General features: G+C 65.3%; 21 protein-coding genes. 11 read left to right on the top strand and 10 right to left on the bottom strand.

The window, feature by feature from the left end; genetic code table 11:
- Nucleotides 1-19: 19 nt before the first annotated feature.
- From gspF to gspD, 3 genes are all read right to left on the bottom strand, one after another.
- On the bottom strand, nucleotides 20-1,237 hold the full coding sequence (gene gspF, locus AB4Y36_RS07485) for a type II secretion system inner membrane protein GspF (RefSeq protein WP_028203270.1): 1,218 nt from the start codon (nucleotides 1,235-1,237) through the stop codon (nucleotides 20-22).
- Between the two features lie 70 nt (nucleotides 1,238-1,307).
- Nucleotides 1,308-2,804, bottom strand: coding sequence for a type II secretion system ATPase GspE (gene gspE / locus AB4Y36_RS07480; RefSeq protein ID WP_368603739.1), 1,497 nt, complete (start codon nucleotides 2,802-2,804; stop codon nucleotides 1,308-1,310).
- Complete coding sequence (gspD, locus tag AB4Y36_RS07475) at nucleotides 2,801-5,137, bottom strand: type II secretion system secretin GspD (RefSeq protein ID WP_368682650.1); 2,337 nt, start codon at nucleotides 5,135-5,137, stop codon at nucleotides 2,801-2,803. Before gspD ends, gspE begins: the two co-directional genes overlap by 4 nt.
- A gap of 555 nt (nucleotides 5,138-5,692) precedes the next feature.
- Here gspD and AB4Y36_RS07470 point away from each other — a divergent pair.
- Together AB4Y36_RS07470 and AB4Y36_RS07465 are read left to right on the top strand one after the other, a co-directional pair.
- Nucleotides 5,693-6,139, top strand: coding sequence for a lytic transglycosylase domain-containing protein (locus AB4Y36_RS07470; RefSeq protein ID WP_069264500.1), 447 nt, complete (start codon nucleotides 5,693-5,695; stop codon nucleotides 6,137-6,139).
- 176 nt (nucleotides 6,140-6,315) lie between these two features.
- On the top strand, nucleotides 6,316-7,653 hold the full coding sequence (locus AB4Y36_RS07465) for a GTP-binding protein (protein WP_368682649.1): 1,338 nt from the start codon (nucleotides 6,316-6,318) through the stop codon (nucleotides 7,651-7,653).
- Between the two features lie 133 nt (nucleotides 7,654-7,786).
- Here the strand turns inward: AB4Y36_RS07465 and AB4Y36_RS07460 are convergent, their stop codons facing one another.
- Nucleotides 7,787-8,065, bottom strand: a complete 279-nt coding sequence (locus AB4Y36_RS07460) for an HU family DNA-binding protein (protein ID WP_027815965.1) — start codon at nucleotides 8,063-8,065, stop codon at nucleotides 7,787-7,789.
- 463 nt (nucleotides 8,066-8,528) lie between these two features.
- Between AB4Y36_RS07460 and mnmC the strand changes: the two genes are divergently transcribed.
- From mnmC to AB4Y36_RS07425, 7 genes are all read left to right on the top strand, one after another.
- Nucleotides 8,529-10,511 (top strand): bifunctional tRNA (5-methylaminomethyl-2-thiouridine)(34)-methyltransferase MnmD/FAD-dependent 5-carboxymethylaminomethyl-2-thiouridine(34) oxidoreductase MnmC, encoded by a 1,983-nt coding sequence (mnmC, locus tag AB4Y36_RS07455; protein WP_368682648.1) that lies wholly within the window; start codon nucleotides 8,529-8,531, stop codon nucleotides 10,509-10,511.
- Between the two features lie 933 nt (nucleotides 10,512-11,444).
- On the top strand, nucleotides 11,445-12,650 hold the full coding sequence (locus tag AB4Y36_RS07450) for a cation:proton antiporter (protein WP_069264496.1): 1,206 nt from the start codon (nucleotides 11,445-11,447) through the stop codon (nucleotides 12,648-12,650).
- A gap of 55 nt (nucleotides 12,651-12,705) precedes the next feature.
- Nucleotides 12,706-13,821 (top strand): YbdK family carboxylate-amine ligase, encoded by a 1,116-nt coding sequence (locus AB4Y36_RS07445; RefSeq protein WP_069264494.1) that lies wholly within the window; start codon nucleotides 12,706-12,708, stop codon nucleotides 13,819-13,821.
- 776 nt (nucleotides 13,822-14,597) lie between these two features.
- A complete protein-coding gene (locus AB4Y36_RS07440) occupies nucleotides 14,598-15,236 on the top strand; it encodes a MarR family winged helix-turn-helix transcriptional regulator (protein ID WP_069264492.1) in 639 nt (212 codons plus the stop codon).
- A 286-nt stretch (nucleotides 15,237-15,522) separates the two neighbouring features.
- The gene (locus AB4Y36_RS07435; protein WP_368682647.1) at nucleotides 15,523-16,251 is read left to right on the top strand and encodes a glutamine amidotransferase; all 729 of its coding nucleotides are present in this window, start codon (nucleotides 15,523-15,525) and stop codon (nucleotides 16,249-16,251) included.
- Nucleotides 16,252-16,372: 121 nt separating this feature from the next.
- Nucleotides 16,373-17,485: an NADH:flavin oxidoreductase/NADH oxidase gene (locus AB4Y36_RS07430; protein ID WP_069264488.1), complete on the top strand. Its 1,113-nt coding sequence runs from the start codon at nucleotides 16,373-16,375 to the stop codon at nucleotides 17,483-17,485.
- A gap of 291 nt (nucleotides 17,486-17,776) precedes the next feature.
- On the top strand, nucleotides 17,777-18,283 hold the full coding sequence (locus AB4Y36_RS07425) for an SET domain-containing protein (RefSeq protein ID WP_069264486.1): 507 nt from the start codon (nucleotides 17,777-17,779) through the stop codon (nucleotides 18,281-18,283).
- Between the two features lie 79 nt (nucleotides 18,284-18,362).
- On the opposite strand, the gene AB4Y36_RS07420 is transcribed toward AB4Y36_RS07425, so the two are convergent.
- Together AB4Y36_RS07420 and AB4Y36_RS07415 are read right to left on the bottom strand one after the other, a co-directional pair.
- Nucleotides 18,363-19,931, bottom strand: a complete 1,569-nt coding sequence (locus AB4Y36_RS07420) for a sensor histidine kinase N-terminal domain-containing protein (RefSeq protein WP_342949159.1) — start codon at nucleotides 19,929-19,931, stop codon at nucleotides 18,363-18,365.
- A gap of 185 nt (nucleotides 19,932-20,116) precedes the next feature.
- Nucleotides 20,117-20,803, bottom strand: a complete 687-nt coding sequence (locus AB4Y36_RS07415) for a response regulator transcription factor (protein WP_027815974.1) — start codon at nucleotides 20,801-20,803, stop codon at nucleotides 20,117-20,119.
- A gap of 106 nt (nucleotides 20,804-20,909) precedes the next feature.
- Between AB4Y36_RS07415 and AB4Y36_RS07410 the strand changes: the two genes are divergently transcribed.
- On the top strand, nucleotides 20,910-21,140 hold the full coding sequence (locus tag AB4Y36_RS07410) for a DUF3717 domain-containing protein (protein ID WP_069264749.1): 231 nt from the start codon (nucleotides 20,910-20,912) through the stop codon (nucleotides 21,138-21,140).
- A 103-nt stretch (nucleotides 21,141-21,243) separates the two neighbouring features.
- On the opposite strand, the gene AB4Y36_RS07405 is transcribed toward AB4Y36_RS07410, so the two are convergent.
- Together AB4Y36_RS07405 and phhA are read right to left on the bottom strand one after the other, a co-directional pair.
- Nucleotides 21,244-21,597: a 4a-hydroxytetrahydrobiopterin dehydratase gene (locus AB4Y36_RS07405; RefSeq protein ID WP_256094713.1), complete on the bottom strand. Its 354-nt coding sequence runs from the start codon at nucleotides 21,595-21,597 to the stop codon at nucleotides 21,244-21,246.
- Between the two features lie 86 nt (nucleotides 21,598-21,683).
- Entirely contained in the window at nucleotides 21,684-22,577 is an 894-nt protein-coding gene (phhA, locus tag AB4Y36_RS07400; RefSeq protein WP_368682646.1) for a phenylalanine 4-monooxygenase, read from the bottom strand.
- A gap of 141 nt (nucleotides 22,578-22,718) precedes the next feature.
- Between phhA and AB4Y36_RS07395 the strand changes: the two genes are divergently transcribed.
- The gene (locus AB4Y36_RS07395; RefSeq protein WP_028203286.1) at nucleotides 22,719-23,210 is read left to right on the top strand and encodes an Lrp/AsnC family transcriptional regulator; all 492 of its coding nucleotides are present in this window, start codon (nucleotides 22,719-22,721) and stop codon (nucleotides 23,208-23,210) included.
- A gap of 58 nt (nucleotides 23,211-23,268) precedes the next feature.
- Here the strand turns inward: AB4Y36_RS07395 and AB4Y36_RS07390 are convergent, their stop codons facing one another.
- Nucleotides 23,269-23,793, bottom strand: coding sequence for a class IV adenylate cyclase (locus AB4Y36_RS07390; protein ID WP_069264482.1), 525 nt, complete (start codon nucleotides 23,791-23,793; stop codon nucleotides 23,269-23,271).
- Between the two features lie 206 nt (nucleotides 23,794-23,999).
- Nucleotides 24,000-24,887, bottom strand: coding sequence for a LysR family transcriptional regulator (locus AB4Y36_RS07385; RefSeq protein WP_368603732.1), 888 nt, complete (start codon nucleotides 24,885-24,887; stop codon nucleotides 24,000-24,002).
- Nucleotides 24,888-24,924: the final 37 nt, after the last annotated feature.

Here is a 24,924-nt window from a genome sequence, read left to right as displayed (position 1 = left end):
TTCGTGCGGTTCGTACGCCTTACTGCACGAGGTTGTTCAGCTCGATGATCGGCAGCATCACCGCGAGCACGATCACGAGCACCACGCCCCCCATCGCGAGGATCAGGAGCGGCTCCAGCAGGCTCGTGAGGAACATCGTGCGCCGCTCGAGTTCGCGCGCCTCGCCTTCGGCCGCGCGGTCGAGCATGGTCGTTACATCGCCGGTCGCCTCGCCCGAGCGGATCAGGTGCACGAGCACGGGCGGAAACGTCTTCGTATTGCCAAGCGCCCGAGACAGCGACGTGCCTTCGCGCACACGCACGATGGCTTCGTCGATGTTCGTGCGCATCGCCTTGTTCGAGAGCGTTTCGCCGGCCGCCTGCAGCGCGCGCAGGATCGGCACGCCCGCCGCGCTCAGAATGCCGAGCGTGCTCGCAAAGCGCACCGTGTTGTAGCCGCGCACGAGCTTGCCCGCGAGCGGCGCGGTGAGCATCCAGCGGTCGAATGCGAGACGCGGGCCGGGCCGGCGCAAGGTAGAGCGCACGATCCACGCGACCACGGCCACGGCGATCAGCACCGCCCACCACCACTGCCGCACGAAGCCCGAGAGCGCCATCATCACGATGGTGAGCAAGGGCAGTTGCTGCTTCGTGCTCGCGAACACGTTCACCACCTGCGGCACCACGTAGCTGAGCAGGAACGTGACGATGCCGAACGCGATGATCGTGACGATCGTCGGGTACGTGAAGGCGAGCACGATCTTCTGCTTGAGCGCGTTGCGCTGCTCGATGTAGTCGGCCAGGCGCGACAGCACGATGCCGAGCTTGCCGGTATGCTCGCCCGCGGCCACGAGCGCACGGTAGATGTCCGGGAAGTCGCGCGGGTGCTGCTCGAGGGCGCTGGCGAGCGAATGGCCGCCGAGCACCTCGGCGCGAATGGCCGCCATCAGTTCGCGGATGTAGTCGCGCTCGGACTGCTCGGTGAGCACCGCAAGCGCCTCGCCGAGCGGCAGTCCCGCCACCAGCAGGCTCGCGAGCTGGCGCGTGAGGATCGCCTGCTCGCGCTGCGAGAGCTTGCGCCCGAGCGCGAGCCGTTGCTGGCGCGCGCCGCGGGTGCGGCTCGCGGCGGGTTCGACCACGAGCGGCGTGAGGCCCTGGCCGCGCAGCAGCGCACGCGCGCCGCGTGCACTGTCCGCGTCGAGCACGCCTTTTTGCGCTTTGCCCGTGGCATCGATGGCTTCGAAGCGAAATGCCGGCATGTTGCTGATCGCCCTCGCTTTTATTGAGCGTCCATCTGGTGGTTCATCGTGCGGCCCGTCGTGCGGCGCATTACGCGCCGCCCGTCACGCGCAGCACTTCCTCGAGCGAGGTCCTGCCCGCTTCGACCCAACGCTCGCCGTCTTCACGCAGCGTGCGCATGCCTTGCGCGCGGCCGGCCGCGAAGATCTCCGCATCGGCGGCATTGCGGTGGATGAGGGCGCGAATCGGCTCGTCGATGAGCAGCAGTTCGTACACGCCGCGCCGTCCCGCGTAGCCCGAATGACCGCAGCGATCGCATCCCACCGGATGCCAGCGCTTTCTGCCGTCGTCTTCCACGCGTTCTTCCTTGCATACGGGGCAGAGCTGGCGCACGAGGCGCTGCGCGAGCACGCCGAGCAGGGACGACGCGAGCAGATACGGCTCGACGCCCATGTCGGTCAGACGCGTCACCGCCGAGGCGGCGTCGTTGGTATGGAGCGTGGCGAGCACGAGGTGGCCCGTGAGCGACGCCTGCACGGCGATTTGCGCGGTTTCGAGGTCGCGGATTTCACCGATCATGATGATGTCGGGGTCCTGACGCAGGATCGAGCGCAACGCGCGCGCAAACGTCATGCCGATACGCTCGTTCACCTGGGTTTGCCCGATGCCCGAAAGGTCGTACTCGATCGGGTCTTCCACGGTCATGATGTTGGTCGTAGCCGTTTCGAGCCGCGACATCGACGCGTAGAGCGTGGTCGTCTTACCCGAGCCCGTCGGGCCGGTCACGAGCACGATGCCGTGCGGCTTCGCGATCAGCTGGTCGAACTTGCCGAGCGTGTCGCCGGCCATGCCGAGCGCTTCGAGGTTCAGGCGCTGCGCGTCTTTTTCCAGCAGACGCAGCACCGCGCGCTCGCCGTGGCCCGTGGGCAGCGTGGACACGCGCACGTCCACCGGACGCCCGCCCACGCGCAGCGTGATGCGGCCGTCCTGCGGCAGGCGTTTCTCGGCGATGTCGAGCTGCGCCATGATCTTGATACGCGAGATCAGCGCGCCATGCAGCGCCTTCTTCGGGCGCACGACATCGCGCAGCGTGCCGTCCACGCGAAAGCGCACGACCGATGCGTTCTCGAACGGCTCGATATGAATGTCCGATGCCTGCTCGCGCGCGGCCTGCGTGAGGAGCGCGTTGATCATGCGGATGATCGGCGCGTCGTCTTCGGACTCGAGCAGGTCTTCCACTTCGGGAATGTCCTGCATGAGGCGCGAGAGATCGACTTCGCCTTCCACTTCGCCCACCACCTGCGCGGCGCTGCCGTCCTGGCGCGCATACGCCTGGTTGATGGCCTGCGCGAGTTCGTCGGCCGGTACGCGCACGAGCGCGAACGCGCCGAAGTTGCGCGCGACCTCGGCGATGGCGGCCTGCGAGGTGCGCTCGCTGATCCACACTTCGAGGCCTTCGGCGCGCTGCTGGGCGACCAGAATCTGGCCGCTGCGCGCAAAGCCGTACGGCACGAGGCGCGCGGCAAGCGGCGAGGGCGGCTCGCGGTCCGCTCCGCCGTTGGCCGCAGGCGCGTGCGGCGTGCTCACGGCTGCACCCGCGTGGTGGCAGGCGCCGCCTGTTGCACCGGCGTGGTTTCGACCGGCGCCGTTTGCACGGGTGCGGCGGGCTGCATTTGCACGGCGCTTGCCGGATTCGCGGGCGCCGCGGGCTGCACGCCCAGCGCCTGTTGACGCCGCATCTGGTCGAGGTCGAACAGGTTCAGCGCGGAGCCGCCCTGGCTCGGGCCGACCGGCATCGGCGGCACGACCGGGTCGTCGCGATCCTTGATCAGGTTGTTGTCGGACTTGTATGCGCCCGTCACGCCCTGGATATAGTCGTAGCGATTCGACGTGACCGCCTGCGCCGTGTCGCGGTCGCTGATGATCACCGGACGCAGGAACACCATCAGGTTGGTCTTCTCGCGGGTCTTGTTTTCCGAGCGGAACAGCTGGCCGATCCACGGAATGTCGCCGAGCAGCGGCACCTTGCTGTTGGCGACCTGGTAGTTGTCCTGCATCAGGCCGCCGAGCACTATGATCTCGCCGTTGTCGGCCAGCACCGTCGACTGGATCGAACGCTTGGTGAATTCGGGGCCGGCGGGATTGGTCGTCGCGTTGGTCGTGCCCGTCACGATCGCCGAGTCTTCCGTGTACAGTTGCAGCTTCAGGATGCCGCCGTCGGTGATCTGCGGCTTGATATGCAGCGTCAGGCCCACGTCCACACGATCGTAGGTGTTGAACGCCGTGCTCGCCGTGCCGCTCGTGAGGTTCGAATACGAACCCGTCTGGATCGGCACGTTCGTACCGACGACGATCTTCGCTTCCTGGTTGTCGAGCGTAATGAGGTTAGGCGTGGACAGCACGTTGGCGTCGGCGGTTTGCGAGAGCGCCTGCAGCAAGGCGCCAAGGCCCTGCACGCCGAAGATGTTCTTGATCCAGCCCACGTTCAGGCCCTGCTGGAGGCCGGAAGACCCGAGCGCGTTGGCGAGGCCGCCGGTGCTCGCGGCGGCGGCTGCCGCCGCCGTCAGGTTGACGATGCTGTTGCCGCTGCCCGTCGCGAGATTGGTGCCCGCGTAGACGTTGCCGCTCGCGACCTGCCACTGAATGCCCAGGTTGGCGTTGGTGGTCGAGTTCAGTTCGACGATCAGCGCCTCGATATAGACCTGCGCGCGCCGCGCATCGAGCTGGTTGATCACGGCGCGCAGGTTGCGGTACACCGCGTCCGGCGCCGTGATGATCAGCGAGTTGGTCGCCGCGTCGGCCTGGATCATGCCGCCCGGCTGGTTCTCGTCGCCCTTGTCCTTGTCGCCGCCGAGGAACGGGGCTTCGTTGCTGCCGCCACCGCCGCTGCCGTACGAACTGCCCCCGCCTAGTGAACTCCCCGACGACGTACCGCCGCTGAGCGAGCTCGACGGCAGCGGCGGCGTGCCGGAGGTGCCGGTCGACATGCCGCCGCCGCCGCCGCTGTTGCCTGCCTGGTTGAAGCCGTTCGCATTGCCGGACGACGACGTATCGTTGCCGCCCTTGCCGAGCATGCCGCGCAGCGTCTTGGCGAGCTGCGTGGCGTCGGCATTGCGCAGCGGCACGACGTGAATGTTGCCCGGCATGCTGGTCGGCGCGTCGAGCTGCTTCGAGAGCTGGACCGCCGAGGCCAGGCGTTGCGCGTTCGAAGCGCGCAGCATCAGCGAATTGGTGCGCGGGTCGGCGATGACCGACACCTTCAGCGACGGGTCCGAGGCGCCGATCGCGCCCGGATCGAGCATCTTCGCGATTTGCGGCGCGATGTCGAGCGCATTGGCGTTGTGCAGCGGTACCACCTGGACCTGCTGGCCGGCGGCCGAGTCCACACCCGCGATGATCGAAGCGATGCGGCGCACGTTGTCCGCATAATCGGTCACGATGAGCGTGTTGTTGGCCGGGTAGGCGGCGATGGTGTTGTTCGGCGAGATCAGCGGGCGCAGCACCGGCAGCAGGTTGTTCGCCGACTCGTGTCTGAGCGTGAACACCTGGGTTACCACCTGGTCGCCACGCGCGGTCGGCGCGTTGCCCACGTAGGTCGGCACGCCCTGCAGCTTGGCGTCGGCTTCCGGCACCACCTTCAGGACGCCGTGATCCTGCACGAGCGCGAAGCCTTGCATGCGCAGCGCCGACTGCAGGGTCTTGAGCGCCTGGTCTTCAGGTACGGGATTCTCGGAGACGAGATTGAGCTGCCCCTTCACGCGGGGATCGACGATGATCGTTTTGCCGGTGGCGGCGCCAATTGCCTTCGCCACCTGATCGATGTCGGCGTTGACAAAATTGAGCGTGACCTGCGCATAGGCAAGCTGTGCCGTAATCAGTCCGCTCACGAGCAGCGCCGTGGCGACGCGACGCAAAGCCATACGATTTCTTCTCATGGGTGTCTTATCGAAGCCAGCGGCAGACGCGCGCGGCTATTCGTCCTCGACGTACGGCTGTGGGGCCGATTCGCCTGTGCTTTCCTGACTAGTGCCGACGCCGGCTCTCCTCGGCCCGGACGTCCGTCAGTCAACAAAAGATGAAACAGTAGCAGTTTTTCGTGTCGAATTTGTCACAAAAAATGGCTCTCCGGGGAATTCTTCTAATCGCCGAGCCGCGCCAGCCGGTAATCCCAAGCTGTTTGTAAGCATGCATGCCTCGCGAGCGAGAGCGCGTGGACTTCAATTGGCTCGAAGCGCTGCGCCTTGTCTGAGCAGCCAGCTTGACGCGTCATCAGTGACCGGTATCATACGAGCGGCCCGAAGGATGGCCAACGCGCGTTTCCCCCTGTCTTTATGTGGGAATTCCCGCATTGCGCGCCAGAAATCAGACCGGCTCGCGAGAGATTGCGTCATTCTGCAGGCTGTGCCGTTCGTCTCCGGGCTTGTCCTTTTGCTTGTCTTTTGCTTGCCCTTTTGTCAGTTTCCGCGCGAGTCGCCATGCCTAACGTCTGGTCCGCTACGCTTGCCGCCGCCGTGGTGCTCGTCACCGCGAGCGTCAGCACGCTCGCGCACGCGGATTGTTTCGACGAGGCCGCGCGCTACCAGAAGGTCAATCCGCTGATCCTGCGCGCCATTGCGTGGCAGGAGTCGCACAACCGTCCCGACGCAGTACACAGGAATGCGAACGGTTCGATCGACTACGGCGTCATGCAGATCAATTCGGTGCATCTGCCCGTGCTCTCGCAGTACGGCATTTCGCAAAGCACGCTCATGGAGCCGTGCAAGAACGTCTATATCGCCGCGTGGCATCTGCGCCAGAAGATGAACAAGTACGGCAACACGTGGGCTGCCGTCGGCGCTTACCATTCCGAAACGCCGACGCTGCGCGACCTCTACGCGCAGCAGATCGCAGACATTCTGCGCAAGTGGCATCTCATGCAATAGCGCGCTTGAGCGCGTGCTGAGCGCTCACAGCATGCTCGCGCCCTGAATGCGGCGGCACGCGTGCCCTGCGTGGCGCGCGCGCATGGTGCAAAATGCTGGCTGACGCCGCACCCTTACGAGGATTTCGATCCTTTCGCGCGGCGCGCCTCCCGACTCACTTTCTGCACCAAACTGCGATGAACCAGCCGCCACTGCCCGTCACCGTGCTCTCGGGTTTTCTGGGCGCGGGCAAGACCACGCTGCTCAACCATATCCTGTCGAACCGCGCAGGCCTGCGCGTGGCGGTGATCGTCAACGACCTCGCCTCGGTGAACATCGACGCCGCGCTCGTGCGTGACGCCTCGGCACTCTCGCGCGTGGAAGAGCGCGTGGTCGAATTGTCGAACGGCTGCATTTGCTGCACGCTGCGCGACGACCTGCTCACCGAGATCCAGCGCCTCGCCGATCCGGCTCGCGCCGGCCAGCGCTTCGACGCCATCGTGATCGAATCGACCGGCGTGGCCGAGCCCATGCCGATCGCGGAAACCTTCACGTTCGCCGGCGACGACGGCATCGCGCTCGATGAATTCGCGCGTCTCGACACGATGGTCACCGTCGTCGACGCATTCAACTTCCTGCGCGACTACGCGAGCGCCGACCAGCTTGCGCAGCGCGGCGTGGCAGCGAGCGAGGAAGACGACCGCGCGATCGTCGAACTGCTCGTCGATCAGGTGGAGTTCTGCGATGTGCTCGTGCTCAACAAGGCCGACCTCGTGAGCGACGACGAACTCGCACGCCTGCAGCACATTCTCGCGCGCATCAATCCGCGCGCGGTGCAGGTGGTGAGCCGCTTCGGCAACGTGCCGCTCGAGGAGGTGATCAACACCGGCCGCTTCGATTTCGATGCGGCATCGAGCGCGCCGGGCTGGCTCGCCTCGCTGCACGACCATGACCATTGCGATGACCCGGCGCATTGCCACGATCCGGCGCATACGCCTACGTCGCGCAGCGAAGCCGATGAATACGGCATCAGCAACTTCGTGTATCGCGCACGCCGCCCGTTTCATCCCGAGCGCTTCTGGGCGCTGCTCAACCAGGAATGGAAGGGTGTGCTGCGCTCGAAGGGTTTCTTCTGGCTCGCCACGCGCAACGACGTGACGGGCACGCTCTCGCAGGCGGGCGGCGTGTGTCGTCACGGTCCCGCTGGCACGTGGTGGGCGGCGCTGCCGCGCGAGGAATGGCCGCAGGACGCCGAACTCGAAAAGGAAATCGCCGCCGACTGGCAAGGCGATCTCGACGACCCGAGCGTCGGCGATCGCCGTCAGGAGCTGGTGATGATCGGCGTGGATCTCGAGCGCGACGCATGGCGCGCGAAGCTCGATGCCTGCCTTCTCACTGATGCGGAATACGCGGCAGGCCCCGAAGCCTGGCTGGGCTACGCCGACCCGTTCCCGTCGTGGGAGCTCGACGACGACGATCACGATCACGATCATGATCACGGCGATCACGACGAGATCGTCCACCGTCCCGCCTGACCGGAACGACGCGCTCAACGAACAACGGCGCCGCAAAAATGCGGCGCCGTTTGCTTTTTCGCCAGCGATGCATGCACCTCGCAGGCGAAAAAAAACCCGCCAGGGGCGGGTGTCAACTTAAAGCGGCAATGCCTTAGCGCTTGTTGACGGCGTCCTTGAACGCCTTGCCAGCCGTGAACTTGACGGTCTTGGCAGCGGGAATCTTGATGGTTTCGCCGGTCTTCGGGTTACGGCCCGTACGGGCTGCGCGCTTGCCCGAACCGAAGCTGCCGAAGCCGATCAGCTGAACCGCATCACCTTTCGACACAGCCTTCTTGACCACTTCGAGGAGCGTGTCCAGCGTCTCGCCGGTTTGTGCCTTGCTAGCGCCCGTCTGTGCTGCGACGGCGTCGATCAGTTCCTGTTTATTCATTGAGAAGTTCCTTTCTGTGTTTAGGTTGACACGAACAGCGCGAACGCGCCGATTATACGGACGCGTGCCGCGCCGTCGAGCAGCGACGGACCCGGAGCACCCCGGCGTTTTCGCGTTGCGGCGACTAGCGTGTGTCTGATGCCGCAACGTCCGTGCTGCCGCTTCCCTGGGCGGCGCTTGCTATGATAGCGCAGCGCAAACCCAATAACGACAAGGGTTTCGAAGATTTCGCGCGGGAAATGCGGGTTTTTTGGAGCTTGTAGACCTTTTTGGGGTGTCCACCACCGCAAATCCCCCCGCCTGCGACGTTTTTCCCGCCGCACGCGTTGCGCCGCGCCAACGCAGCATGCGCGCAAACGCCGGCCCGGCAAGCGTTTGCGGCAACGCGATCCGCCTTCGTCACACGCTTTTTCCAGCCGCGCTGCTTGTCCGTTTTCTCCTCACCTCTGGCTTCGCGTTCCTCATGACCGCCACCCTGACACCCGCCACGCTCGCCTTCCGGGAAGACGGCACGCCGTTTTCGCCCATCTATGGCGACGTTTATCACAGCACTGCCGGCGCATTCGCACAGGCTCAAGCCGTCTTTCTGAAAGGCAACGCGTTGCCGCAGCGCTGGCAAGACAGGCGGATCTTCACCGTGGTCGAAACCGGCTTCGGCATGGGCGTGAACTTTCTCGCCACGTGGTCGGCATGGCGCGACGATCCGGCGCGCTGCGAACGCCTGCATTTCGTTTCGGTGGAAAAGCATCCGTTCGCGCGCAACGACCTGAAAAGTGCGCTCGACGCAGTCGTTGCACACGCACGCGAAGCGCCGCTCGCGCACGAACTCGTGAACGCCTGGCCGATGCTCGTGCCGGGCACCCATCGCCTCGAATTCGAGGGCGGACGCGTCACGCTCACGCTCGCTTTCGGCGATGCACTCGAGGTATTTCCCAAAATGTGGATGCGCGCCGATGCGATCTACCTCGACGGCTTCGCTCCGGCGAAGAATTCCGAACTCTGGTCGCCGGTCGTTTTCAAGGCGCTCGCGCGCATCGCCGGCGAGGACGCCACCTTCGCGACCTGGAGCAGTTCGGGCGACGTCAAGCGCGCGCTGGAGCAAAACGGCTTCGAATACCGCAAGGTGGAAGGCTTCAACGGCAAGTGGGCGATGCTGGTCGGACGCTTCGCGCCGCGCTGGCGCGTGCGCCGCTACGAGCCGCCGCTGCCGCTTGCGCTGCGCGAGCGGCACGCCGTCGTCGTGGGAGCGGGACTCGCCGGCTGCGCGCTCGTCGAGCGGCTGGCCGTGCGCGGCTGGCGTGTGACGCTCATCGAACGCAACGCCGCGCCCGCGCTCGAGGCATCGGGCAATCCGGCCGGCGTGTTTCATCCGCTGATTTCGCGTGACGACAGCAGCGCGTCGCGCATCACGCGCGCGGGGTTTCTCTACGCGCTGCAACGCTGGGCCGCGCTCGAAGCCACCGGCCACGTGCCCAGGCGCTCGCACGCCGGCTTGCTCCATCTCGCCACTGACGACGAATCGCGCGCCGTCGCCGCCGCGCTGGAATCGTTCGGCTATCCCGAAGAATTCGTGCACGCCGTCACGCGCGAGCAAGCCCAGGCGCTGGCCGGCGTCGCGCTCAATCAGGGCGGGTGGTTCTATCCGCAGGGCGGCGCAATCGACCCGGCAACGCTCTGCCGCGCCCAATGCGCCTTCGCCGCCGCGCTGCCCGGCGCGCAGGTCGAGACACGTTTCGGTGTGCGTATCGGTCACATTGCCCGCGCCGGCGAACAGGAATCCGGTGAATGGCAGGTGTTCGACGATGCCGGACGGCTCGTCGCCCAGGCAGCCGCGGTGATCTTCGCCAACGCCCAGGACGCCTCGCGCGCCGCCGCGCTCGCACATGCGTCCACCCGCATCGTGCGCGGCCAGCTCACGCTCGTCGATCCCAGCCCGCTCGCGAACCTGCGCGTACCCGTGATCGGCGAGGGCTATGCGGTGCCGCTCGACGGCGGCGTTACGCTCGCGGGCGCCACCTACGAAGTCGACGACGCCGACGACGCGCTGCGCGCCGCCGGCCATACCGAGAACATCGAACGTGTCGCGCACATGCTTCCCGGGCTTGCCGCGGCCCAGCGCGAGGGCGAGCGCGATTTCGCGGGCCGCGTGGCGTTCCGCTGCGTCACCAGCGACCGCATGCCGATGCTCGGCCCGCTCGCCGACGAAGACGCCGCCCGCCGCGACGCCCCGCGTCTGGCCGGCGCATGGCCGCTCGACCTGCCGCGCGCAAGCGGCCTCTACGGCGCGTATGCGTTTGGCTCGCGCGGGCTCGTGTGGGCGGGGCTCGGGGCGGAGCTGATCGCGTCCCAGCTGGAAGGCGAGCCCTGGCCGCTGGAGCGGGAACTTGCGGACCAGCTGGATCCGGCGCGCTTCCTCCAGCGCGCCTTGCGCCAGCGCAGTCTTTGATCGCCCCACACGGGAAAGCGCCGCCCAGGTTATCCACGCCAATCTGTGGATAACCGCGCGAGTTGCCAGCGAATCGAGTGTGGAAGCGGTGTGGACGTAAACGGGGTAACTCAGCACGCCCCGTTCCAGGCCCAAAAGTTACTCTTCGAAGTGCGCATGGACCGCACATGCTTTGCGCGCGGTTGTGCGAACGCCAACTCCCGGATTCCTTTCAGTAAACCCCGGTTATCCACAGGAAATCCAGGCCCTTGTTAACTTCTACTACGTATACATACGGTAAACAGTAAACCCCAAGCTAGCGCCATCGCTGTCGGCAAAAACCATCCAGCCGGGGCTTGAAAAACCAGACGAAGCCGCCCGCCCAGGCGGTCATTTTTTCCGCATACGTCGCCAAAAGCGCACAATGAGGACGCTATTACCGTCTTTGTCGATGCTTTCGATGCGGTGGGGCAATTGCAAAAAAGCTATGGCACAATCGCCGTTCTTTCCGCGTCAAATGCCGCAGCAGACGGTCGACGCATCCAAGGAACGGTTGCCCCTCATCCTGAATCTGAGTGCTCAGGGTAGACGGCAGCGTTCGTTCATCCAACGCGGGCGCAGCCACACCACACGCAAGCGCCCGTACCGGCTGTTCGCCGCACCGCCATGTGCCGGCTGCTTTGTCGCAGCGTTTTGCCGCACGGTTCGTCCGCACTCGCCGCAGGGAGCGCGTATCCGCGCCAGCTCGCCCAATCGTCATATCGTCGGGCCAGCCGGCTGCATCGATTGGCGCAGCGCCAGGCGCAGAGCAAGCCGACAACGGACGGGGAGTAGAGGTGTCGTTCGCCTCGTGCGGCACGCGGCTTGCCTGTTAGCCGGTCGTATGTCGATCCAACGTCGGACAGCCGGATTCGATCCCACGCAAGATGTCGTTGCCAAGGAGAAGCCACCACGATGAAGTCGGCGTTTTCGTTTTTTCCCGCCTGGCCGTTGCAGCTCGACGGAATTTTCTGGGCCGGGCTCGCGCTGCTCGCCGCCGGTTTGTGCGGCGAGCTTTGTTATCGGGCGTGGCGCTTGCCGCGGATCTCGGGCTATGGGGTGATCGGGCTCATTGCCGGATCGGCCGGGTTCGGCGTGATCGACGCCGATGTCGGCACGGCCGCGCGGCCGCTGCTCGACGTCGCGCTCGGCCTGCTGCTGTTCGAACTGGGCAGCCGTCTCGACCTGCGCTGGATCCGCCGCAATCCCTGGCTCATCCTGTCGAGCCTTGCCGAGTCCTCGCTCACCTTCGTGCTCGTGCTCGCGGTGCTGCTGTTCCTTTCCGTGCCGACGATGATCGCGCTCGTCGTGTCGGCGATCGCCATGGCGACGTCGCCTGCCATGGTGATCCAGCTCAAGACTGAGCTGCGCGCAGAAGGCCAGGTCACGCAGCGCCTGCTCACGCTCACGGCGCTCAACAGCATGTATGCGGTGATCGTGGAAAAGCTCGCCTCGACCTGGCTGCATCAGGAGATGTACGGCAACGTGTTCGCGACGATCCTGCAGCCGCTTTATCTGCTGATCGGCTCGCTGATTCTCGCGTTCGTGCTCGCCCGTGCTTGCACGCTGTTTTACCGCCGGCTGAGCCCGCAGGACGAGCACTCGTTCGTCGCGCTCTTCGGCCTCGTGCTGCTGGCGATCGCCATTGCGCACCTGCTCAAGCTCTCGACGATCCTGAGCCTGCTTGCCGCGGGCATCATCGTGAAGAATCTGGAGCCGCGTCCGCAGCTGTGGCCGCAGCATTTCGGCACGGCCGGATGGCTGCTCACGGTGATTCTGTTCGTGCTCACGCTCACCGCCTTCGAGTGGCACGACATTCTCGTGGGCGGCGCGGCGGCGGCGGGGCTGATCGTCGCCCGTGTCGCGGCCAAGCTCGTCGGCGTGCTGATGTTCGCGAAGCCGAGCGGGCTGCACTGGAAGCAGGGTGTGGCGCTCGGCCTTGCCTTGACGCCGATGTCGGCACTCGCGCTGCTGCTCGTCGAGGACACCTACGAGCTCTATCCGACGTTCGATCCGCGCCTGCGCGCGATCATTCTTTGCTCGATCGTCGTGCTGCAGCTCTTCGGCCCCTGGGTGGTCTATCGCGCGCTCGCGCTCGTCGGCGAACGCGGCGAAAAATGAATCTCGCGGCGCGCGCGGCCGGCGGCTTGCGCGCGACGCCCCGACAGGAAACGCCATGTCACTTGAAACGTTTGTCGATTCGAAGCCGTTTACGTTCGGCGTCGAACTCGAAATGCAGATCGTCAACACGCACGACTACGATCTGACCAAGGCGGGGAGCGACCTCATGCGCCTCGTCAAAGATCAGGAGATTCCGGGCAACATCACGCCCGAAATCACCGAAAGCATGATCGAACTCTCCACCGGCATCTGCACGAATCACGAGCAGGCTGTGGCCGATCTGCGCAAGATTCGCGACACGCTCGTCGCCGCGGCCGATCGTCTCAACGTCGGCCTGTGCGGCGGCGGTACCCACGCGTTCCAGCAATGGAGCGACCGGCGCATCGTCGATACGCCGCGCTTTCAGTATCTGTCCGAACTGTACGGCTACCTGGCGAAGCAGTTCACGGTGTTCGGCCAGCACGTGCATATCGGCTGCCCGGATGCGGACAGCGCGCTCTTCCTGCTGCACTCGCTTTCGCGCTTCATCCCGCATTTCATCGCGCTCTCGGCGTCGTCGCCCTATGTCCAGGGGGTGGACACCGGATTTCATTCGGCACGACTGAATTCCGTGTTCGCGTTTCCGCTGTCGGGCCGCGCGCCGTTCGTGCTGAGCTGGGAGGAGTTCAAGGAGTACTTCTCGAAGATGGTGCACACGGGCGTTGTCAACAGCATGAAAGACTTCTACTGGGACATCCGCCCGAAACCCGGTTTCGGTACGATCGAGGTGCGCGTGATGGATACGCCGCTTTCGGTGGAGCGCGCCGCCGCGATCGCCTGCTACATCCAGACGCTCGCGCGCCATCTGCTCACCGATCGACCGATCGCGCCGCTCGAGGACGACTACCTCGTGTACACGTTCAACCGATTCCAGGCGTGCCGCTTCGGCCTCGCCGGCACCTGCGTGAATCCGCAAACGGGCGAGCGCCGCACGATTTCCGAAGACATCCTCGAAACGCTGGACCGGATCGCCCCGCACGGCGAAGTGCTCGGCTCGACGCGCGCGCTCACCGAAATCGGCACGATCGCCCGCGCGCAGAACAACGACGCCACGTGGCTGCGCAGCGTGGTGGCCGAGGAAAAATCGCTGCATGAAGCGGTGCGCCAGCAGTGCCTGCGCTGGCGCGCCTGATGGGAATCGAAAAGAGGGAGCCGGCGGACAGACAGGACCACTGACCGATTTTTGCGGGGGGCAGGAGGTGTCGGAAGCACGCCCCGCGCCGGCAAAACAGGATGCAAGGGCAGCTTTCGGGCTGCCCTTCGTGCTTTGGGGGACCGGAAAACCGGCAGGCAGGGTGTGAAAAGCGGGCCAAAAAAGGGTTGCGTTGGTTCCGCACGCCAATTTTTTCGAGCTGGACGAAAATTTTTTTGCCGCCTTCGAGGTACCTGGGGGTTCTTATTTTTTTGACCTGGGTCCCGACATGGTCCATATTCAAGGACAAATAGCCCAGGCCTTTGTGGGTAACCTTCGTTTTCCCTGCAAACTCAATGGACTACGTAATGATTGGTTAGGCCCGATCGGGCAGATTCCAGTTGCGTTCGAGACAGAAATCCGCGATAACCTGCATGGGTCGCGGGGCGACGACGGCGAGCAGCGAGGAACCTGTACACAAGGCAATAGCGTGCTTATCAACGGGTTATCCACAATTCACGTTGGATAAGTTAGCTGTGCGATTTGCCGCTCTCGCATAGAATGTCGGTTTGCTGCACTGGCGTCGGGACTTGAAGGATGTTTTCGGGGCCTGCGGCAAGAAACATGACAGTGCAACGCATACGATGACGTATGCGAAGCAGGATTTTTTGAGATGGTGCGGCGCTCGGGGAACCGGGCGCCAGCGTTCCCACAGGCCGTCGGTCAAAGCGGCGGCTGACGATGCAGCGCAAGCTGCCAATAACCAGCGAAAGACTATGAGCGAAGGCGTATACGGAGAGCAGGCAGCCGGGCGGGTGACCCATAGCCTGCTGCGACTTAGCACGGCAATGCGGAGCCAGGCGTGGGACTGGGCCGAAGGGGCAGGCCTCACGCCTACCCAGGGCGAAATTCTCGTGCTGCTGATGCAGCGTAAGGGGCCGATGCGCCTCGGCGAGATCGCGCGTGAAACGGCCCTCACGGCCGCGACCACCAGCGATGCGGTGAGCACGCTCGAAACCAAGGGGCTCGTCGAAAAGCGCCGTGCGCTCGACGACGGCCGCGCGCTCGCGGTGCGTCTCACCTCGCGCGGCCGCACGGCGGCGAAAAAGGCCTCGCAGTGGCCCGACTTCCTGTCGAAGGCGGTCGGCACGCTGAAGGCGGACGAGCAGTCCACGCTGTATCGCTCGCTGCTCAAGACGGTTTATCTGCTCGAATCGCAGGAAACCAGCCCGCAGCACCGCATGTGCCTGACCTGCTCGCATTTCGAGCCGAGCAAGAACCCGAAGAAGACGCCGCATCACTGCCAGCTCCTGAATATCGACATGGCTGACACGGATCTGCGTCTCGATTGCTCGGTCTACGAACAGGCCGACGTGACGACCCAGAAGAAAAACTGGAAGATCTTCGCGGTTTAAGGCCGAAGCTGCGCCGCCGCCCCCATGCGGGCGGCGCGCGCAACGCATGTAATGCACGGTAATGCAAAGCATCGCGCGGTCGTTGGCGTGCGGACTTTGCGTGCATCAAACGCGTGCATGGCAATTTGCGTAGTTCTCGCAAGTATTTGCCACAAGTATTTGCCACAAGTATTTGCCACAAGTTTTTGTCACAAGTTTTTGTCACGACCGTTGGCGCAAACGTTCGCAGGCGCCGTGAAAAAGCGGTGACGTGCATGCCGTCCACAGCCGACCCGGGAATGTGCCGATGAATCGCGAAGTATTGGCTGTGCGCCATGTCTATTTCGAGGACCTCGGCAGCTTCGAGCGCGTGCTCGGCGACCGCGGCCGCCCCGTGCGCTACGTCGATGTCGGCTTCGCCCGCGTCGGCGCGCTCAATCCCTTGTCGGCGTCGCTCATGGTCGTGCTCGGTGGACCGATCAACGCGTGCGACGACGCGCGCTATCCCACCCTCGTTTCCCTTGCCGCGATGATCGAAAAGCGCATCGCGGCGGGTCTGCCTACGCTCGGCATCTGCCTCGGCGCGCAGCTCATTGCGCGCGTGCTCGGGGCGCGCGTGTATGCGGGACCCCAGCCCGAGATCGGCTGGACGCCGCTCACGCTCACCGACGCCGGCCGCGCCTCGCCGCTGCAGCACCTCGACGGCGCGGCGACCTCCATGCTGCACTGGCATGGCGATACCTTCGATCTGCCGCAGGGCGCCACGCGGCTCGCTTCCACGCCGCTCTGCGAGAACCAGGCGTTTGCCTGGAGCGATAACGTGCTCGGCCTGCAATGCCACCCCGAAGTGCGCGCCGACCGCTTCGAGCCCTGGCTGATCGGTCATGCCGCCGAAATCGCCGGCGCGGGCGTGGACGTGAACGCGCTGCGCGACGACACGGCGCGCCACGGGCCGCTCCTCGAAGCGCAGGCGAGCCGCATGTTCGGCGAATGGCTCGATGCCGTCGACGCCCAGATGGCCGCGCGCCAACCCTGACGCGCGCCTGAACCGAGCCTGATCCACTTCGCGCCGGCGCACGCGTCGTGTGCCTTGTCGAACGCGTGAAAAAAGCGCGTGCTATTCTCGGACGCTTCTGCCAACCGTCCGGGGACCTCCCATGAGCAAGCTCTTCAGTCCGCTCGAACTGCGTGGCGTGACGCTCCCCAATCGCATCGTCGTTTCGCCGATGTGCCAGTACTCCGCCGAGCGCGGCGAAGCCAACGACTGGCACATGATCCATCTCGGCCACCTGGCGCTTTCGGGCGCCGCGATGCTCTGCATCGAAGCGACGGCCGTCGAACCGGACGGCCGCATCACGCCGGGCTGTCTCGGCCTGTGGGACGACGTGACCGAAGCCGCACTCGAGCCCGTGATCGCCGCTATCCGCCGCCACTCGCCGATCCGCATCGCCATGCAGATCTCGCACGCGGGTCGCAAGGCGTCGAGTCATGTGCCCTGGGAGGGCGGCCAGCTGATTCCGGTCGCCGACGGCGGGTGGCTGCCGCACGCGCCTTCGGCGCTCGCGCACAAGGAAGGCGAGGCGCCGCCGCTCGCACTCGACGTCGCGGGTCTGAATCGCGTGCGCGATGCGTTCGTGGCCACGGCGCGCCGCGCTGCGCGTCTTGGCATCGACGCCCTCGAAATCCACGCGGCGCACGGCTATTTGCTGCACCAATTTCTCTCGCCGATCGCGAACCAGCGCAGCGACGAATACGGCGGCTCGCGCGAAAACCGCATGCGCTTTCCGCTCGAAGTGTTCGACGCGGTGCGCGCCGAATTTCCTGCCGATCGCCCGATCGGCGTGCGCGTTTCGGCAACGGATTGGGTCGATGGCGGCTGGACTCCCGAGGACACCGTCGTCCTCGCGCAGGCGCTCAAGGCGCGCGGCGCGGACTGGATCGACGTGTCGTCGGGCGGCGTGTCGCCGCTGCAGAAGATCGCGCTCGAGCCCGGCTATCAGGTGCCGTTCGCGCGCAAGGTGAAGGCCGAAACGGGCATGACGACGATTGCGGTGGGCCTCATCACCGACGCCTTGCAGGCCAATCAGATCATCGAAGACGGCGAGGCCGACTTGATCGCGATGGCGCGCGCGATGCTCTACGATCCGCGCTGGCCATGGCACGCCGCGGCGCAACTCGGCGCGAGCGTGAGCGCGCCGCCGCAATACTGGCGCTCGCAGCCGCGCGAGTTGAAGAAGCTGTTCGGCGAGACGACGCTCGGCCAGCGCTGAGACACGCTGCGCGTGGCGGTTTCTCACGGCGCATATGGGTTGAACGAAAGAGGCGCGAGCGTGTACGATGCCGTCTGTGGCGCGCCGGGCGTCGCACGAGCGCGGCGCCCAATCGGCGCCGCGTTTGCGTACGGAGCGCGACGAGCCGGGATGCAAGGGCCGATGCAAGGCCAGGCAGACCGCCAGGCACGGCTTCATGAGAGAGCCGCGGGCGGCGCGCGGAGGGACAGGTTCCACGCCGCCTGTCATGACCGGGACAGTCTCCCCCAGTACTTCACAAGGATTCATTCAATGAGTGAACGCAGGATCGTCGTGCGCCAGTCGGGCGTGCACGGCAAGGGCGTGTTTGCGGCGGTTCCCATTGCGACCGGCGAACGACTGATCGAATACAAGGGCGAGCGCATCTCCTGGAAGGAAGCGCTGCGGCGTCATCCGCATAATCCTGACGAACCGAATCACACGTTCTATTTCGCGCTGGACGACGGCGACGTGATCGACGGCAAGGTGAAGGGCAACAGCGCGCGCTGGATCAATCATTCGTGCGCGCCGAATTGCGAAGCCGAGGAAATCGAAGGACACGTCTATATTCATGCGCTGCGCGATATCGCTGAAGGCGAGGAGCTTTTCTACGACTACGGCCTCGTGATCGACGCGAAGCAGACGAAGAAGCTCAAACGCGAATACGAATGCCGATGCGGCGCCCGCAAGTGTCGCGGCACGATGCTCGCGCCGCCCGACGACGACAAGTCCGGGAAGGGCGCGAAAGCGTCGAAAGGCAAGAGCAAAAAGAAGAAGTAAACGGCGCAGCGCGCGTCGCACCGTATCAAGCATAAGGGCCGCATGAGCGGCCCTTGTCGTTTTCCCGGCACCTGCAGCGTCAGAGATCGATGCTCGCCTGGTGGCTCGGTTTCTTCTCGCGCGGCGCCTCGCCGGCCTCGACCGTATGCAGGTGGGCGGCCTCGAAGGCGGCGGCCTCCTTGCTGTCACTGCGGTCTTTGGCGTCCTTGCCGCCAGGGATGCCGCGATGCGCGAGCGGCACACGCACGATGAAACGCGCGCCGCCTTCGGGCGCATCTTCGTAATGCACACTTCCCCGGTGCAGCGTCATGATGTCGTGGACGATCGCGAGGCCCAAGCCCGCGCCGCTATCGACACCACTTTCGCTCTGACCGTCGCCGCGGAAGAAGCGCTTGAAGAGATCCGCCTGCTGCGAAGCGGGCACGCCGCCGCCGTTGTCTTCCACGACGATCTCGGCCATCGGCACGCCGTCCGCGGAGGACTGCGAAACGGTGACGGTGATGCGCGCGCCTTCGAGACGCACGGGCGGCAAATACTTGAGCGCGTTGTCGAGCAGATTCGCGATGACCTCGTGCAGCAGCACGGGGTTGCCGCGCACCATCAACGGCGTGTCGTTTTCGGGATCGTCGAGGCGCTGGAAGCCGAGGTCGACGTGGCTCGCCAGCGCCCGCGGCACCCACTCGGCGCCTGTTTCGAAGGCGAGCGCGGCCATGTCGATATCGACGAAGCGCGCAGCCTGTTCACCCGGCTCCGCACGCGCGAGCGAAAGCAGTTGATTGGACAGACGCACCGCGCGGTCGGCGGCCGCACGCAGCTCGCGCACCGCGTCGGTGACCTTCTGCGGCTCGCGCGCGTTCACGGCCTGCTCGGCGTGCAGCTTCACCGCCGTGAGCGGTGTACGCAGCTGATGGGCGGCGTCGGCGATGAACTTGCGCTGCGCGTCGAGCGCGGTCTTCAGGCGGCCGAGCAGCGCGTTCAGCGCGCCCGTGAGCGGACGGATCTCGACGGGCACGTAGGTCTCGTCCACCGGTTCGAGGGACGTGTGCGTCTGGCGGTTGAGCGAGTCGGCGAGCGCGGTGAGCGGGTTGAGCTGCTGGTTGACCACGCGCCACACGATGACCCAGCCGGCGAGCAGCAGGAGCAGCAACGGCATCATGATCGCGACCAGAAACTCGGCCGCGATGCGAAAGCGATGGTGCACCGGCTGACCGACTTCCACGACGATCGGATTGCCATGCGCCTGCGGCACGCGCACCTGGGCGACACGCACGGTTACGCCCTGATAAATCGTTTCGAACACGTACGCGTAGTGCATGCGGCGCACGTTGGTGCCCTGCAGCGGCAGGTCATGGTCGCCCGCGATTTCCGTTTCGCCGTTGCTGATGCGATAGACGAGGTCCTCGACGGGGTCGGAAAACATCGCCTGGGCGAGCGGTGGGACGATATTGGCAGCATCGTCGCCGGCGATCTGGATCTGCCGGGAGATGGCCGTGGCGAGGTCGGCGAGTGAGCGGTCGACCACGTGCTGCGTGTACTGCCAGGCGAGCCAATAGGCGATCAGGCCGCTCATCAGCGCGAGCAGCGAAAGCGGGGCGGCGAGGCGCCGTAGCAGCGTGCGCCGCAGGCTCGTCGCGGCAGGTGAGGGCATGATGGCTTCGGGGCGAATGATGAATCGTAGGTGCGGCGGCGTGCGCGGCACGGGACCGATCCATTGTACGCGGGCCGCGGGCGTGGCGGCTGATGCGCCAGTGAGACGCCAGAAGCCGGCGCTTACAAGCGCAAACGGCGGCGGATTGCTCCGCCGCCGCTGGCTGCCCAGAAAAACGAGGCGGATCAGGCCGCCTGGCGGATTTCCTGCAGCAGATAGCCGAAGCCGCGCACCGTGACGATCTCGACACGGCAGTTTTCCAGCTTCTTGCGCACCCGGTGCACGTAGACTTCGATCGCGGTGTCGCCGAGGTCGCCGCCGAAGTGCGTGAGGTGGTCCTGCAGTTGCGCCTTGCTCACCACGCGGCCGTGACGCAGCAGCAGCATTTCGAGCACCGCGAACTCACGCGGCGAGAGTTCGAGCGGCTTGTCGTCGTTGAAGATGCGGCGATCGACGCCCGACAGGCGCACGCCGCCGAGCGACACTTCGGGGCGCGGCACGTCGCCGTGCGGCCCGCTGCGGCGCATCACGGCGCGAATGCGCGCTTCGAGTTCGGCCGGTTCGAACGGCTTGAGCATGTAGTCGTCGGCGCCGGAATTCAGGCCCTGGACGCGGTCGTTCAGTTCGTCGCGCGCGGTGAGCACGATCACGGGCGTATGCCGGTTGCTCTGGCGAAAGCGCGAAAGCAGCGTCATGCCGTCGATGCCCGGCAGCCCCAGATCGAGGATCACGAGCTCATGGCGATTCTGCGTGAGGGCCTGTTCGGCGAAGATGCCGTCGTGGACCATGTCGACCGTAAAGCCGGCTTGTTCGAGGCTGGACTGGATACCGCGTGCGATAGGGCGGTCGTCTTCGATCAGAAGGAGTCGCATGGGATTCGCTCAAGTACAATGGGTTTTAGCGTTCAGGCACGCAGTTCGCGAAGCGTCGCTTGCTGGTCTCGAGGCACAGCCCGACGGTTGCGCGATCACGATCCACATGTCCGATATTTCAATCACCGAACTCGAAGCCGCGATCAACTTCTGGCGCAACCGCTCGCCTTCGATTGGCGATGAACTCGCGTTGTGCCAGGAGGCAAGTGCGCTCTCCAAGCCTTATGCGCTGCTGATTGTACAGCGTCAGAACACCATATCACCGGAACGTTTAGACCCGATTGCCCGCGCTGCCTGGGAGTCTTACGTATCCATCAAGAATAGCCTTCAAAGCTGAAGGTTTGAAGGCCCCGCACCCTGCATTATGCTTTCACGGCGCGCTGTGCGCTCGCTGTGTGCACTCGCCGTGCGCACAGCGTACCCATGATTAGTACCGCTGCTTATGCGCTGAGCGGCCCCGGCGCGATCGAGTCGATGAAGCGCGCGAGTTCGATGTCGCGCGAGGTGAGGCCGTCGGCTTCGTGGGTGGAAAGCGTGATCTCCACACGGTTGTAGACGTTGAACCACTCGGGGTGGTGGTTCATCTCCTGCGCCTTGATGGCGACGCGCGTCATGAAGCCGAACGCTTCATTGAAGTCGGCGAAGCGGAAATGGCGCTGGATCGCATCGCGGCCGGCGACGGCCTGCCAGCCGCGCAGGTCGGCGAGTTCGGATGCGCGCTCTTCGGATGTGAGTCGGTTGATCATCATTGCACCTGTATTGAGCTTGAGGCCCGGCGTGCGCCGTGAGCCGATCAGCCATTTTTTCACGTATGGGGCACGCGTGCGAGCGCTCGCATCAAGGAACGCGCGCGTGCTGCGGCGCAAAGCCCGCATGTCGTTCAGACGTCGCCGTCGTCGAGCCAGCCCTCGCGCGTGCCGCGCGTGATGATCGTGTCGCTTTGCAGCACGTCGCCGGCCGCGTGCGGCTGCACCGCGATGAGCGCCGCCGGATCAGCCAGACGCGAAGCAATGCCCGCGCCCAGCGCGTCGAAAAGCTGCGCGAACGAGTCGATTACGAAGTAGGTCTTCTGGAACGTGTCGATGCGATAGCGCGTGCGCAGCACGCGGTCGAGGTCGAACGCGAGCCGGTTGGGCGCCGCGCTCTCCACGCTGTATAGCGTCTCGCCCTTGCTCGAGACGATGCCGGCGCCGTAGATCTTCACGCCGTAGGGTGCACTCGGATCGCGCATCAAACCGAACTCCACCGTGTACCAGTAGAGCCGCGCGAGCAACGGCAATGCGCGCTCCTCGACGCCGAGCGCAGCGCGGCCATAGGCGTGAATCGCATCGGCGAAAGTGGGGTCGGTGAGTAGAGGGACATGGCCGAACAGGTCGTGGAAGCAGTCGGGTTCCTCCAGATAGTCGAGCTGGTCGGGACTGCGCATCCACCAGGTGACCGGAAAGCGCCGGTTCGCCAGATGCTCGAAGAAGATGCGCTCGGGCACGAGACCCGGCACGGCCACGATGCGCCATCCGGTTGCAGCCATCAGGCGCTCGCTCACCTGCGCGAAGGACGGAACGTGGGCAACGTTCAGGCCGATGCGCAACGCGCCTTCCATGAAGGCGTCGCAGGCGCGGCCTTCGAGCAGGGCGCGCTGGCGCCGGTAGAGCTGGTCCCAGACGGCGTGATCGGCCGCGCCGTAGCGCTCGCGCGGCTGGTCGATCGTGAAATCGGGGCGGGTGGTGAGACCCGCGTCGAACTGCTCCTGCAGTTTCGCGGTCGCGGCGACCATGTTCGTAACGCTCCACTAAAAAGGCTTGCTGTCATGCAAGTCTAGAGCGGATGGCGCGCGGGATGTGCGCGTACTCCATGGGTTACGGCTGGTGTATGCAATAATCGAGCGCAATACAGTCAATTAATGCGGACTCCATTCATGCTTGAACTCGACCATTTCGATCTGGCGCTGCTCGACGTGCTGCAGCGCTTTGGCCGCGCCACGCATCAGCAGCTTGGCGAGCAGGTGCCGCTCTCGCCCTCGCAGATCGGCAGGCGGCTGCAGCGCCTCGAGGCGTCAGGGGTGATCGACGGCTATCGCGTGGTGCTGCGGCCCGAAAAACTGGGGCTGGGCGTGACCGCGTTCACGAGCCTCAAGCTCAAGCATCATGGGGATTCGATCATCGAGCAGTTCCAGCAGCAGATCGACGTGCTGCCCGAAGTGCTCGAATGCCATGCCGTGGTGGGGGACGCCGATTATTTGCTGCGCATCGTCGCGCCCGATCTGAACGCGCTCTCGACCTTCGTCATGAAGAAGCTCATGCGCGTGCCCGGCGTGGACAGCGTGCGCTCGAACATCGTGCTCACCACGTTCAAGCGCAACGGGCCGCTGCCGCTCGGGCATCTGGAGCCGGGCGCGCCGGCGGCATGAGTGGCGTGGGAGGGAAGGCGTAGCAGGCCGCAAGGGCCCGCTATGCCAATTGCAGATGTCAGGCCGCGTTGGCCGTATTGAGCAGATCCACGTAAGCCACCGCGACGAGATCGCTTTCGTCCACGCCGAGCTTCGCGAACACCGCGTGCGCTTCGGCTTCGCCGCCTTGCTCGTCGTCCTCGGGGCCGAGCACCACCTCCAGTTCGACGAAGTCGCCCAGACCATCCACGCGGTCTAGATGGATGCGCGTGCGGCCCGCCAGATACACGTGGCGCTCCTTCGAGACGATGCCGCGCGTGGTGAGCGCCGTGGCGAGCAGCGAGTGCATGGCCTCGGCATTGGTGACGGGGCTGCGCGTGTAGTACGAGGCCTTCGGGCCGTCGCGGTCGTCGCGCTGATAGAAGATCAGCTCGGGCGGGGTGCCGTCGTCGAACTGGCGCAGCTTGAGGCGGCCGCGCGGTACGTCATAGAAGAAGTCCTGCTGGCGAAAGATCAGCGGCGCTTCGGTGGCGAGCTGGGAAGCGCGGTCGCGCAAGGCGTCGAATTGACGGGCGCGGGCTTTGATTTCGATGTTGCGGGCCATGCAAGGCTCCTGTCGAACGAAGAGAACAAGGGGAACGATGGGAGAAGCGGGGAAACACGCCGCGCAGGGTGAACACACCCGTGGGCGTGCCGAAAACGCGGAGCGGATTCCCAATCTATCAAAACTTGGGCGACAGCGCTGTTACGCGACCAGGCCTGCGCTTACGTCAGACATGAACGGGGCGCGCGCGTCTTCATGAGCGCGGCTCATATCGCCCACTGCGTTTCGATCGACTTCAGTGCCGCCGCGATGGTGGGCTCGTCGCGCCGCGCGGCGAGCGTGATGAAGGTGAGTTCCGTGGGCACCGTCACGCCTTCGACAATGGTGAGCCCGTGCGCGTGGGCTTCGGCGAGGGCCGTGGAATCGCGTGCGAGCGTGAGGCCCACGCCCGACTTGACGAGGTCGAGCATCGACGGTTCCTGGTCCACCTCGGCTACCTTCACCGGTTTGGCGTGCGCGGCCTCGAACAGCGTGGTGAGCAGGCGATTGTGCGCGGAGGCGGGCGGAGTCCAGATCCACGGCAGCGCGGCGAGTGCGCGCCAGTCGCGCGCATCCTTGACGCGGTCTTTCCAGCCTGCCGGCGCGAGCACGCGGTACTGGAAGCGCGTGAGCGTGATGGCGTGGAAGGTGTCGGGGTCGGGCACGGGCTGGCCGATGTAGTAGCCCACGTCGAGTTCGCGCGAGCGCACCTGGTCGAGCACCCAGCCCGACATACCGTGGCGCAGCGCCGTTTCGATCTGCGGCCAGGTTTCGACGAGCTGGCGCAGAAAGCCGCCGAGGCGCAGGAACGCCGGATCGAGAATGGTGCCGATGCGCAAGCGCCCGCGGACTTCGTGCCGCAGCGCAGCAGCGGCGCGCTGCACGTCGCCGGCGGCGGCGAGCGCGCGTTCGGCGTGCGGCAGCAGCGCCTGGCCGTCGCGCGTGAGCGCGAGCCCGTGCGAGGTGCGAGTGAAGAGCGCGATGCCCAGCGCCTCCTGCAAATGCTTGATCTGCAGGCTCACGGCCGGTTGGGTGAGATGCAAATGGGTGGCCGCGCGCGTGAGGTTGCCCTCGCGCGCAACCGTGACAAACGCTCGGAGCAAGGTCAGGTCCATATCCTGATATTAAACCGCCTTATATCGCTGATGAGCA

Origin of the sequence: Paraburkholderia sp. BR10936 (assembly GCF_040965735.1) — a bacterium.
Lineage (GTDB): Bacteria > Pseudomonadota > Gammaproteobacteria > Burkholderiales > Burkholderiaceae > Paraburkholderia > Paraburkholderia nodosa_A.
This window is presented reverse-complemented; position numbering and strand designations above follow the sequence as displayed.